This window comes from Methylomonas sp. LL1 (genome assembly GCF_015711015.1).
In the GTDB taxonomy this organism is placed as follows: Bacteria; Pseudomonadota; Gammaproteobacteria; order Methylococcales; family Methylomonadaceae; genus Methylomonas.
In genome coordinates, this window is the sequence record NZ_CP064653.1 from 2,234,714 (window position 1) to 2,247,850 (window position 13,137).

A 13,137-nucleotide genomic window follows, 5' to 3' on the forward strand; every position below is an offset into this window, starting at 1 on the left:
CGTGAAAGCCGCGCTATCGCGGTTTCTCCAAGGCATACTGCAATCCATGGGCCATCATGCATAAAAAATCTATTTATATAAATATCAATAGCTTACAAAATACGCATTGGACCAGCCGTGAATTCATGCTTCAATCAGTGAAAAATAATTTCATTTTAACGATAGCCATGAACACACATGATTTTTCCCGGATTTCTCCGGTGTTTTTCCTGCAAACCTTCATCCTGGAACTGATGCATGCCTGCGAGCAGGAAGGCGGCGATTATTGCGAATCGTTGATCGAACGCATCGCCAAGAGCGCCGGCCTGTATTTCGAACAGACTTATCGCGACGAATATCAACGGCTGGGCGAATTGGACCAGGAGGATTACATTGATTTGATACTGGCGTTAAAAAACCACATCGGCGGTAATTTTTCATTGGCCTCGGTCGAGGCCGGCACCATTACCGTGGTTAACAACCGCTGCCCTTTCGGCGACGGCGTGACTAATTTCCCCGAATTGTGCCGGATGACCTCCAGCGTGTTCGGCGGCATCGCCGCGCGCAATTTCGGTTACGCAAAAGTCGAAATCCGTCAGAGTATCGCCAGGCAAAACGGTAGTTGTGAAGTTTGCATTCACACCCAGCGCGATAGCGCCATCGACAAGCCGGGTCTGGAGTATCGCCGCGCGGATCAGCCGGAAGACAAACTGGAAATGGCCGCGCTACATTCGCGCATCGAAGAGCGGATGCGCAACGTCTGGTGGAGCAAACCCAGGCAGCATGCCGCCAAACCGGCACCGGCAATCATCGCCAAATCGCCGGCCATGCAAAAAGTCCTGCAGCAAGTCGAAATCATTGCCCCGACGTTGGCAACGGTGCTGATCAATGGCGAAACCGGGGTCGGCAAGGAATTGATCGCGCGGGCCATACACGCGATGAGCGAACGCGGTCATAAACCATTCGTGGCGATCAATTGCGGGGCAATCCCGGAAAGCCTGATCGAAAGCGCACTGTTCGGCCACGAAAAAGGCGCGTTCACCGGCGCCATTGAAGTACACCAAGGCTTTTTCGAGCGCGCCGAGGGCGGCACCTTGTTTTTGGACGAAGTGGACGCCTTGTCACCCGCCGCGCAGACGCGCTTGCTGAGGGTGATCCAGGAAGGCGAGATGGAACGGGTCGGCGGCAAGCACACCTTGAGCGTCGATGTCCGCATTGTTTCGGCCAGCAATCGCTCCCTGGAACAACATGTCGAGCAAGGCTTATTCCGCCAGGACTTGTTTTATCGCTTGAATGTAGTGCGACTGTGGATACCGCCCTTGGCCCAGCGCCCGGAAGACTTGCCGCATCTGGTACAGCTGATTCTAAAGCGGCTGAACGACAAATACGGCAAGAATGTGCAATCGGTCAGCCGCGAAGTGATGGGGCAAATCCGCGCCTATAGCTGGCCCGGCAATGTACGCGAATTGGAGAATAGCTTGGAACGCTGTGTGTTGTTCTGCAAGGGCAACGAACTGACCGGGCTGGAATTGGATCAAAAGCCGGTAACCACGACCGGCAACGACTGGCATGCGCACAAACAACGGATTCTGGCCGAAGCGGAACAAGTCTTTTTAAAGCAAGCAATGCAAACCTATCGCGGCGACGTCAAACAGGTGGCCGCCGTTATGGAGCTAACGCCCAGAGCGGTCTACGGCAAGCTGAAAAAATACGGTTTAAGCTCCGGCCAGTTCAAATAGCCAAAATTACCCGGAACAAAATAGCCGCCGGAGAACGGCGGGATTTATCATTCCCCTAAATCGATCATTTGAGCGGTAATCATGGAATACTGCAAACCGGGTTGGCGAAGCAGCGGTGGGCTCGCTGCTTCGAAGAGGCTTACAGCGCGGCCGGCCTACTGTTTTCTCCGGCACCGGCCGTCTGTCCAAGGCCGTACCAATCCAACTTGCGAGTGGTCAGCATCGCAATGCCCAACAACACAAACATCAGCAGCGAACCCAACACCAGCGCGTTGTCTTCCGATTCCAACAACACATAAAGACTGGCGAACAATCCGGCCAGCAAGGCGCCGGCGCTGAAGCCGCTATTTGCCAACACATAGATCAGCGTATCGGCAATGGCTGGTTCGTCCTCGACGATCAGGATGCGCTTGGATGAAATGGGCAAATTCACGGTACTAATACGTCATACAGGCGGCATCAACAAGCCAGCCACTTTTTCCAGGGGCTGTAAACAATAGTGCGTTTGTTCCGGCGGGATGACTGCGACATGATTTAGGTTGTATTTGTCGATCCATCTCGAAGGAGTCAAAAATAATCGACCAAGCATAGCCGCTAGCGGGCCGATTTGCAGAAAATATCGGCATAGCCCACCCGGCATAAGCCGTTCCGAGCGCCGTAAAGCGCCAGCCCCTGGTTTAAAAAAAATCCCTATGGGAGAATGGTCCTTTCTCAACCATGCTGAAAAGGTGGCACCGTGAATTGGTTCATGAATTTAAGCATTCGCTGGAAACTTCAGTTCAGTTTTTTTGCCGTGACCATGATTACAACGATCTACAACCGGTTGCTGGCATCTTTCGAACTGATAAAGATGGTTGAAATCGCCGAGTCGGGTCACGCCTCGCCTGAAGTCATCACCCAACTGCGAGCCAATCACAGTGCTTACATCTTCAATTCCTTTTGGGAATCCGGGCTGGAATTCGTATTCCAGTTTTTTCTAATTGCGTTCATCGCCAATATGTTTGCCCGCCCCATCATCCATCTGTGCTATTCGCTGGAATCGGTGGAAAAGGGAGACCTGACCAAGCACATTGCCAACACGTCCCAGGATGAAGTCGGCGTATTACAGAAAATATTCAACAATGTGCTCAACAAGCTGAATAACATCATGCGGGAAATCGATGCGAGCGGCAAGAGTATGGGACAGTCGGCCTTCCAGGTTGCTAAAATTTCCAATGAAATCGCCGACGTCAGCAAACGCGAGGAAAACCGTTCCGCGGAAGTGGCTTCCGCCATGCAGAGCCTGTTTCAGATATCCTCCGACGTACAAAGGCTAGGCATCGAAGCCTCGAACAAGGCTCGGCAGGTCGACAGATTAGCCCAGGACGGGATCGAATATGTGCATATGAATATCGGCGCCATGCAGGAGACCGTTCAGGAAGTGAATCGGGCATCCCATGAAATCCAGGAACTGGAAAATTCGGCCAAGCACATACACCTGATCATCGACACCATCACCGACATTGCTTCTCAAACCAACCTGCTTGCCCTGAATGCGGCGATCGAAGCCGCCCGCGCCGGCGAACAAGGCCGAGGTTTCGCGGTCGTGGCGGATGAAGTCAGGAAACTCGCCACCCGCACATCCGGTTCGGCCGATGAGGTCAACCAAATTATTCGACATCTTTCCGACGAGGTTCAGCGAGTGACGGACACGATGAGCGTCATTGTAGGAAAGGTGGACGCCAATCAGAAAGCGGCCGAAAAAACCACCGAGGCGATTGAGCAAATCTCGGGGAACGTGCTGCAAACCGCCCAGGCAAACCAATCCATCGCCGATGCCAGCAATCAGCAATTGGATCAGTTTCGGCAACTGCAAGCCACCATGGAAGGCTTGTTTGCCACGTTAAAGGAAAATGCGGCAAAAGTGGAAGGAACGGCCGTGATTGGCGAGGATCTGCGCCGGTTGGCCGCAGGGCTAAATAGTTTGATGGCCGGCTTTACATTTATTCCCGGCGTGACGATCGATCCCGCGCAGGACGAAAAACGCGAATATCCAAGGGCAAACAACGGCCTGTTGGTTAAAATCATCCAAGGCGGTCAGCAGGTTGAAGCCGTCACCCGCGACTTTTCGCTGATTGGTCTCAGCATCTGGTTGACGAGGTCCTTGAACTCGAATCAAGCTGTCGATATCGATCTTTTCCCAACTCATCGAGACATGGATCAATATATCAACCAAAGCCCGGTGCGTATCAAGGCTCGTATCGTCTGGCTACGCCAGGAGGGCAATCGCTACCTCTGCGGAGTGGAGTTTCTCGACAAAAACGCTTCAGCTCGGCAAAGAATTCAAGATTGCTTCGATTTTTTCAACAAAAACTCGGAATTTCTGCGCTAAGGATTGGGTTGCAAATAATTTCCCTGAATTTCTTGTAGGGGCGATTTTAATCGCCCAGGGCGAATGAATTCGCCCCTACAGGACATTCAAATAGCGGGAACTTATTTTTGGCGGAATCTACAAGGCCGAACAATAACAACGGCGCTGAATATAAGCGGATCCCCCCCCCGGTAAAAATCAGCCACAACAAGCTTCCGCAATGCTCTTGAGCTTTTCGCGCGCCGACTGGTTGTCGCCGTGAGGCGTTTCAACATACAGCACGATCAAAAGTTCCGGCGCGGCATTGCCCGATAGCCGTTTTAACAATTGCAGCCATTTGGCGTAATAATGATTGGCCGTGTTGGTGTCGCCAACCCGATACCAGCGCCATACCAGCAAATCCCGTTTATCGCTGCTCAACACCGCTTCCTCGACATCCGTTGTACCGCCCGGCCAAGCCACCGGCGTTTTTGTGTTATGAATCATGCGCCAAACTTTATGCTTTTGCCGTACCAGGTAGTTTTGCGAATTCACCAACTCACCGCCTTGGGATTCATCGCCGAAATTGGCGATATACATCGCTATAGTCGCATTCTGATCGCCGAAGTAATGCCTGGCATCCGCCATCACCCCTTTGAACTCGGGTTGCCAGTCCCAATCGGGAGCGCCAATGGATGGCACGTTCGCCGCGCCAATCAAATTAGCGGGAATGGCGGCCTGGACTACCTGCCGAGCATGCATTTCCATGGCCAGCAAGGGCCATATTGCAATACCCAGCAAAGTGACGGATAAAGCAGCCCAGTAACGTTCATATTGATACCCTGCAGTCGAAGCTTCGCTGGTTGGCTGTTTAACCGGCTCCGGTAATGGGTCCTGCCAACGAGAGCCCAGATAAAACAGCAGCAGCATCACTAAACCAAAAAACACCCAGCCATAGATAATGTGGTCGACGCCTGTCGCCAATTTCATGCTGCTCAAATGCCCTATCATGACGATCATATAAGCGCGCAATCCATTCGCCAAAATCGGCGTCAGGAAGGATGCCGCGATGAAGATAGCGCGTTTTTTGTAGCTGGTATAATTTAGATAAGCGAAAACGGTACCCAAGGTAAACGACGCAATCAGATAGCGCAAACCGCTGCATCCTTCGACAACCGACCATTTGCCGGAGGTTAAGGTAAAAAAAGTGCCTTCCCGATAAACGCTAATGCCGGTCAGGCGCAGCATGGTCACGACAAAGGTTGCCGTATAGTCCATCAGCAAGGGGATGAATTCCTCTCCGAACGGAACCATCAAGAATAAAAACAACAGTGGAAACAACATTCGAGAGGCCGTGCGATTGCCCAAAACCGCCCAGAAGCCGCTCACCAAAATCCCCACTACCGCCCATTGCCGAATCACCAAAACCGACACCAAATCGGCCACCAGCCAGGCAAATCCGCATCCGAAGATAAAAAATAGCGCGATTAGGCTGAAGGACGGGCGTAAATCGCGATAATCCTCGCGCCGCATCCAGATCAGCCATAAACTGATAGGCCCCACCAAATAACCGTGGGTAAATGTTTCGGACCGTTCCCAAATCGAAACGATGGAGGCCCAGGTTTGATAAAAAGCAACAATCGAACCGATGGCAACTAAAACCAAAGCCAGCAACGGCTTTTGCCAATGCCTGGGTAAATTGACAATGTTTAGCATTTTTACTCCTTGAAACAATGCAAATCATTGTAAACTTGAATCATGCAAATCATGTAATCGCCTTAACAAAAACTCTCTGGATAAACCATGAAAATTAGCGCCGTCATTCCCGCCTATAACAGCGCAAGATTCATCGCGGACGCCGTAGCCAGCATTAACGCACAAACCACGGCCATCGATGAAATCATCATCATCGATGACGGCTCCACCGACAATACCGAACAAATCGTAGCCGATTTGCCCGGCAATATTGTTTACGTCAAACAGCCTAATCAAGGCCCATCCGCGGCACGTAACAGGGGCATCGAAATGGCAAAAGGCGACTGGATTGCCTTTCTCGACGCCGACGACCAATGGACACCGGATAAAATTGCCAGACAACGACAAACGCTAGAAACCTATCCCTCGTTGCATCTCATCGCCGGCGACATGGCGGAAATCGACAATCAGGACAAAGTGATCGTCGACTCGGTGTTAGCCAAACATCATCTGCTCGATACGTTTAAAACGATGGCCGGCAAGCCGATTCCAAACGCACTCTCCCAATTAGTCAAAAAAAACTTCATCCCTACCGGCACCGTTCTGGCCAAACGCGGCACGTTGATGGAGGCGGGATTATTCAACCCTGGGATTCGTTTTGGCGAAGACTTGGAATTATGGGCAAAAATTGCCGCCCAACATCCGATTACCTGCTTGCCTGATGTATTGATGCTACGCCGGCAACACGGAGAAAATGCCACGCAAGCCTCGGAGAACATGCTGATCGACTTGACCAAGGTCATGCGTTCCCTGTGCAGGCATACCGGAACACAACTGCAACAACAAGGCATAGCCCCAAACCGGCTGGTCGCCAACAGCTATTGGACCCTGGGTTACTGGTATTTTGCCGAGGGCGAAAGCAACAAAGCCAGGCAAGCATTCCGCAATAGCTTGCGGCAACGCTTTAGCCTGCGTTCGGCGCTGTATTTTCTGGTATCACTGTTGCCGCCCCATTCGATCGCTAGACTACGGCGCCTCAAACAAAAATTCTCCTAAAAGCGATTTTATGAGAATATCCGCCTAAACTTGCTGTATCACAAAAGAGCAATATCACGCCGATGACCCGACAAGATCAGCCTAAACACATCCTTTACGTAGAAAACGGCATAGGCTACGGCGGCGCGATTATCTGCCTCCGCCATCTAGTCAGAAATCTGGATCGCGGCAAATACCTCCCGATGGTCGTCACCGGCCGCACCAGCCCGCAATACCGGGAAATCGCCGAAGAATCACTCTGGAAACACATACCCGACCGGCTTGTCGACATCGTCGGCCTGCAGAGAAGATTAGCCAGCCAAACCTGGCCCGACCAACTGCCCGGTTTGCGCTTTCTGAGCGAACAAATACTGGCGCGCATGGACGACTTGTTCAATTTCCTACCTTTTTTTATCCGGCTGTGGTGGACGGCATGGCGCTTTAAAGCCGACCTGATCCACGCCAACAACGAACCCTTGTGTAACCGCGCCGCCCTGCTGGCAGCAAAATGCCTGAAAATTCCAAGCGTTTGCCATGTACGCGGCGACCAAAAAGGCTCGCGTGCAATGCGCTGGGCTTATTCGTTGCCCGACCATTTCATCTCGGTATCCAACTGGGTGGCCAACAGCATGTGCAACAAACTGGATATTCCGCGCCAAAAAATCAGCGTGGTTTACGACGGCATCGCGCTGGAAAAACTGGATATCAACGCGGACGGCGGCTTGTTCAGGGAACAATTCAATATCCCGCAAAATGCATTCGTGGTCGGTTTAGTCGGGCTGTTGATTCCCTGGAAGGGACAGGAATTATTTCTCGACGCTGCCAAGATACTGAAAAACCAGATACCCCATCTAAAAATGCCTATCATAGGCGGGACGCCCGATGATTGCATTGAATACGAAGACCACCTACGCCGCCGGGTCATTGATGAAAATCTCGAGGACACGATCCTCTTTACCGGCCATATGTCGAACATGGAATTAGTCTATAACGGCGTCAATATCGTGGTTTCGGCCTCGACCAATCCGGAACCCTTGGGTACGGTAGTCATTGAAGCCATGGCCATGGGACGCCCCTTGATCGCACCGAATCACGGGGGCGGCGCCGAAATGATAGATGACAACATAACCGGCCTGCTGTTTGAAACCGGAAACCCCGAAAGCCTGGCCGAATCGATCTTAACCCTATTCCGAAACGGGGCATTGGCCGGGAAAATCAGTGATAATGCCCGAAACAAGGCATTGCAGATATTTTCCGTTACCCGGCATACCGCAACGATAGAATCGATTTACCAGCAAATCCTGGCGGATGCCCAGTAAAAATAGAATAATAAAAAAATGATCAACCAACTCAAAAAACATTGTTTTTTATTAACTAAAAAAGCCCGTCACAGCATCAATCCCTGTCCCGTCGAAAAACGCCAATCCCGCTTAATTGCCGGCGCCCAGCGTTCCGGCACCAATCTGGTCATGGACATACTGGAAAATGATTGGGACACCGACGTTTATCATGAGCGCGACCCGCGCGCCTTCGATAACTACGTCATGCGCCCGATCGGCGAGATACAGGCCCTGCGCGAAAAATCGCAATCGCCAAAATTCGTGATAAAAGCTTTATGCGAATCGCAAAATCTCGACGCCATCATGTCCGCATTGGCACCGTCCAAGGCCGCATGGGTGGTTAGGCACTATTCCGACGTAATCAAATCCATGCAAATTTCTTTCCCGACAGTATTGAACAGATTGCGCCTGATTGCCAATGACAAGGAAGACGGCCAATGGGTCTCGGATGGCATGTCGGATGACACTTATCAATTATTATTAAAGCTGATAGATCAATTGGACACGCCCTCCGCGTGTGCTTTTCAATGGTATTTAAGAAACATATTATTTTTTGAAAAAGGTTTCGACCAAAATCCCAATATAAAAATAATATTTTACGAAAATTTGATTTCCAGCCCCGAAACCACGACCCGCGAATTATTCGATTTCTTCGATTTGAAATACGCCCCTAGCGTACATAATATGATCAATAGTCCATCAAGCCGTAAAAACCATTCCATAAAACTGCTGCCGGAAGTCGAACAATTATGCGACCGGCTATGGCAACGATTTTTGGCGGCAGCCCCATCGGCAGCTATATCCTAAATGCCTCTACACCGTTAAACATAGCTGCTACCCAATCAATCGCAATAAAGCCCACTCAGCATCCGCCAAAACCTCACTATGCTTAAAGTCAGCAATAACATCTTCGCCTATCGTGAACTTATCGCCGCACTGGCTTGGAAAAACATCGTCATACGCTATAAACAAGCCTACCTCGGTATTTTGTGGGCGGTCCTGAAGCCGATCATGTTGATGTTGGTTTTCACATTGGTCAAAGGCTTTGTCGGGATCGAGACCAGCGGCCTGCCTTATCCGCTGATCACCTTTGCCGCCCTGATTCCATGGGTATTTTTTCAGGAATCGGTTTCCGAAGGCGTCAACAGCGTGACCACCAACGCGGCATTGATCAAAAAGATTTATTTCCCACGCGAAGTGTTTCCACTGACGGCGATGGTTACCAAACTGGTGGAACTAACAATCAGCTTTGCCATATTGGCGGGCATGATGGTTTACTACCGAGTCATCCCCAGCATCTATGCCTTATGGCTGCCCGCCTTTATCCTCTACACCATGGTCGTGGCACTCACCATCAGTTTTTTCGGCGCCGCGATGAATGTTTATTACCGCGACATCGGCCAGGCCATACCCATCGCGCTATCGCTATTGATGTACGGCTCGCCGGTAATCTATCCGCTAAGCCTGGTGCAAAAAAAACTCCTGGTAGAACAAGCCGCCGGCGAATGGTCGGATAGGCTCTACACCCTTTACACGATCAATCCATTGGTCGGCATCATCGACGGTTTTCAAGCCGTGCTGATCAAGGCGATTCCACCGGATTTTAATGCGCTCTACCCTGGCCTGATCCTGACCCTTTCTATCCTGCCTTTTAGTTACTGGTTCTTTAAGCGCGCCGAGAGCTGGTTTGCCGATGTAATTTGATCTAACCAGCCCAAGAACGCACCCTAAACGACAAGACTAATCACACAGAATATGGCGATCATTGAAGTCAATCATCTCACCAAGGAATATCAACTGGGCCACCTGACCAGCTTGAAAAAAACCGCGCTCAACACCTTAAAACGCCTGACCTTCCAACCCACCCAAGAGCGCGAACAATTCAAAGCATTAGACGATGTCAGCTTTCATATTAAAGAAGGCGAAGTAGTCGGTATCATCGGCCACAATGGCGCCGGCAAAAGCACCCTGTTGAAGCACTTGGCCTATATCAGCAAACCGACCAAAGGCGAAGTCATCGTCCGCGGCAGCGTCGCCCCGTTGATCGAAGTCGGTGCCGGCGTCAACCCGGAATTGACCGGACGGGAAAATATTTTTCTGAACGGTGCCATTCTCGGCATTCCTAAAAAAGTTATTCGGCAAAAACTCGATGAAATCATCGAGTTTTCGGAATTGGAACAGTTTATCGATACGCCGGTAAAACGCTACAGTTCCGGCATGACGGTGAAACTGGGCTTTTCAATAGCCACCAGCATGGATGCGGATATCTTGATTATTGATGAAGTGCTGGCCGTGGGCGACTTGGCATTTCAACGGAAATGCTTTGATCGGATGGAAGAACTGATCAAAAGACAGAATTCTACGGTACTGATTGTCAGCCATAATATTCGACAAATAGAACGACTTTGCAGCAGAGCCATAATGCTCGATCACGGAAAGGTCGCAATGGATGGCGATAAAACAGCGGTATGCGAAAACTTTTATCAAACAAGCAATACCAAAATCGCGGAGCAACTCGCCAAAACTCATGCAGATAACAGACACATCCGTAAAACCGGCGAAATTGAATTAGACACGCTGACATTACATAACCAGGAAGGGCAATTAATTACGGAAATCCCCATGGGAGAACCATTAACAATTCGTTGCACTTTCACCTCCAACTGCGATGTTAAAACTCCGGAAATAATATTCGGGTTCCATACAACCGATTTTTTCTATATTGCATCCATGGGCGACGGCCATATTGCTGAGCGCCCGGATATTGTGAAAGGTCGAAATGTAGTCGAATGCCATATTCCAAGCTTGCCGCTTATGCCCGGAGTTTACGCTCTAAGACTCGGTATACTGAACAGTGTACCGCGTGAATTATTCTATGGCGAAATGTTAACCACATTTACAGTTCATGCCGGCAATATTCCCAAATCCAAACTTCCGTCATTAGGTATCGTCTATATTCCAACCCAATGGAGATTCGATCCGACCCCTAGTGCATCACAAAACGAATTTAATCTTGACGAAACTATCCAATAGGCAATATCCATGCTTTTAACAATACTGCTGTTAGTACTCTGTATTTTTTTTACACAAATCTTTATTGGTCTAAAGCTACGAGCCAGATTTCAAGATACTGACCGGAGATTTGAAAAAATTGATTTTAGTTTTCTGAAAAATAGTACCGAAATAAAAAAACTAAAGGAAACTAGCTCAGAGATTCAAAATACACTATGTTTATCACCAATAAACTTCGAATACCCAGTATTTTTTGGCGGCTGGAGCATCGATAGCTATCTCGGAAAGTTTTTAACACAACATTTATTAGAGCAACGCCCTCAAGTTATTGTAGAACTGGGATCCGGCTCATCAAGTTTACTCATTGCAAAATGCACACAAAAACTAGGTTATACTCCCGAACATATTGTTATAGATCATGAAAAACGTTACCTAGAATTAACAAGACTACTCGCAAAACAAAATGGGGTCGATAGTGGGATAGAGTTTAATGAATGCCCTCTAGGCAAAATTGACCATCACGATGGACCTTGGTACCAAGGCGTTCAAAATGTTGTTGGTGACCGAAAAATCGATTTATTGATTATTGATGGCCCACCGGAGAGCACTCATCAATTAGCACGATACCCTGCCCTGCCGGTATTACATGAACATTTGAGCCAAAATTGTGTTGTGATACTAGATGATGCAAACCGCAATGATGAGAAAGCCATAATCAAAAAATGGATGGAGCAATTTCGAGAATTTGAACTGACATTAATACCCGAAGGACATGGATTGGCAATACTGAACAGACAAAGCAATCAGGCATAATTATTTATATTTTGCAATCGGCCTCGCCAAGACCATTACCAACGCCCAATAATTATAAATTGATCATGTTTTTGAAAAAATTCAAATAAACAATATTAAATGAATTCATTTGTATCAACACCATCACCACGCGTAACTATTTTCATACCAGTTTACAATGCAGCAGACTTTATCTACGAAACAATTTCAAGTGCATTAAATCAAACCTATGAAGATTTTGAAGTATTAATAGTGGACGATGGTTCTACTGATAATTCAGTAAAAATCATAGAGGAATTTGGTGATAATCGGATAAGAGTTGTCAGAAACAACACAAATATGGGCCGACCATACACCAGAAACCTTGGAATTGAGCTAGCAAAAGGAGAATTTCTTGCTGTACTAGATGCCGACGATATAGCGATGCCAGAAAGAATATCTCGACAAGTTGAATTTCTCGATCAACATCCTGATATTGTTGCCGTAGGAACTTCAGCCTATTACATTGATAATTTTGAAAAAAATGAAATATTATGTGAAGTAATTACAGATAGCGATGATATCAGCACTAGAATATTTCAAACCAATTGTTTTATTCACTCGAGTGCCATGTTTAGAAAAAATATATTAGTTGACATCGGCGGGTATAATTTAGAATATCCGCAAGCCCAAGATTATGAACTTTTTTTACGTCTTTGTGAACATTACAAACTAACCAATATTAATAAGCCTCTTGTAAAATATAGAATCCATTCAAACCAAGTATCACAAACAAAACTTGCATCACAACGCCGATTAGCTAATATAGCAAGATTAAACACATATAGACGCCAATTTTTGAATGGCAATCTCCCCACCGGAGCTATCGAACCTCGTGTTAGTTTCTTTGATAAGTTATTTGCCAAAAATGGCACATTAGGCTCTGACTTTTTATTTTGGATTAAGCTCTATCGTCAATTGAGACAACATAAAAGCGCTGACAGCTTAATTTTTCCAGCTTTATTAGCAGCTCCTCTTAGCGCTGAAATATACAAAGAAATATACTTTTGTATATTACGGTCATCACTAGCCAATAAAATACGCTGGTATTTAAAACGCCTAAATTAAAAACCTCAATTTTCCCTAAATAATGAACGAAAAACAATACCACAACAACACACAAAATTTGCTTTTATAATAGACATCATTTAACTCAAGAAGTATTGCACAGAAACAG

11 protein-coding genes are annotated in these 13,137 nt (G+C 48.1%); 9 read left to right on the top strand and 2 right to left on the bottom strand.

Annotation, left to right across the window (positions count from 1 at the left end; all coding sequences use genetic code 11):
- The first annotated feature begins 167 nt into the window (after positions 1–167).
- Positions 168–1,718 (top strand): sigma 54-interacting transcriptional regulator, encoded by a 1,551-nt coding sequence (locus IVG45_RS10415; protein WP_196437737.1) that lies wholly within the window; start codon positions 168–170, stop codon positions 1,716–1,718.
- Positions 1,719–1,857: 139 nt separating this feature from the next.
- Here the strand turns inward: IVG45_RS10415 and IVG45_RS10420 are convergent, their stop codons facing one another.
- Entirely contained in the window at positions 1,858–2,151 is a 294-nt protein-coding gene (locus tag IVG45_RS10420) for an inner membrane CreD family protein (RefSeq protein WP_196437738.1), read from the bottom strand.
- A 315-nt stretch (positions 2,152–2,466) separates the two neighbouring features.
- On the opposite strand from IVG45_RS10420, the gene IVG45_RS10425 reads away from it, so the two are divergent.
- Positions 2,467–4,089, top strand: a complete 1,623-nt coding sequence (locus IVG45_RS10425) for a methyl-accepting chemotaxis protein (protein WP_196437739.1) — start codon at positions 2,467–2,469, stop codon at positions 4,087–4,089.
- 177 nt (positions 4,090–4,266) lie between these two features.
- On the opposite strand, the gene xrtA is transcribed toward IVG45_RS10425, so the two are convergent.
- The gene (xrtA, locus tag IVG45_RS10430; RefSeq protein ID WP_196437740.1) at positions 4,267–5,763 is read right to left on the bottom strand and encodes an exosortase A; all 1,497 of its coding nucleotides are present in this window, start codon (positions 5,761–5,763) and stop codon (positions 4,267–4,269) included.
- A gap of 87 nt (positions 5,764–5,850) precedes the next feature.
- Here xrtA and IVG45_RS10435 point away from each other — a divergent pair, with 87 nt between their 5' ends.
- The 7 genes from IVG45_RS10435 to IVG45_RS10465 all read left to right on the top strand — a co-directional run bounded on the left by IVG45_RS10435 (position 5,851) and on the right by IVG45_RS10465 (position 13,028).
- Positions 5,851–6,798 carry a glycosyltransferase family 2 protein gene (locus IVG45_RS10435; RefSeq protein ID WP_196437741.1) on the top strand — a complete coding sequence of 316 codons (948 nt, stop codon included), beginning with the start codon at positions 5,851–5,853 and terminating at the stop codon, positions 6,796–6,798.
- A 62-nt stretch (positions 6,799–6,860) separates the two neighbouring features.
- Entirely contained in the window at positions 6,861–8,096 is a 1,236-nt protein-coding gene (locus IVG45_RS10440) for a glycosyltransferase family 4 protein (protein ID WP_196437742.1), read from the top strand.
- A gap of 18 nt (positions 8,097–8,114) precedes the next feature.
- Positions 8,115–8,924, top strand: coding sequence for a hypothetical protein (locus IVG45_RS10445; RefSeq protein ID WP_196437743.1), 810 nt, complete (start codon positions 8,115–8,117; stop codon positions 8,922–8,924).
- Positions 8,925–9,002: 78 nt separating this feature from the next.
- Positions 9,003–9,821, top strand: a complete 819-nt coding sequence (locus IVG45_RS10450; protein ID WP_196437744.1) for an ABC transporter permease — start codon at positions 9,003–9,005, stop codon at positions 9,819–9,821.
- 111 nt (positions 9,822–9,932) lie between these two features.
- Complete coding sequence (locus IVG45_RS10455; RefSeq protein WP_230874832.1) at positions 9,933–11,150, top strand: ABC transporter ATP-binding protein; 1,218 nt, start codon at positions 9,933–9,935, stop codon at positions 11,148–11,150.
- Positions 11,151–11,159: 9 nt separating this feature from the next.
- Positions 11,160–11,942, top strand: coding sequence for a class I SAM-dependent methyltransferase (locus IVG45_RS10460; protein WP_196437746.1), 783 nt, complete (start codon positions 11,160–11,162; stop codon positions 11,940–11,942).
- Positions 11,943–12,041: 99 nt separating this feature from the next.
- A complete protein-coding gene (locus IVG45_RS10465; protein ID WP_196437747.1) occupies positions 12,042–13,028 on the top strand; it encodes a glycosyltransferase family 2 protein in 987 nt (328 codons plus the stop codon).
- The last annotated feature ends 109 nt before the right edge of the window (positions 13,029–13,137 follow it).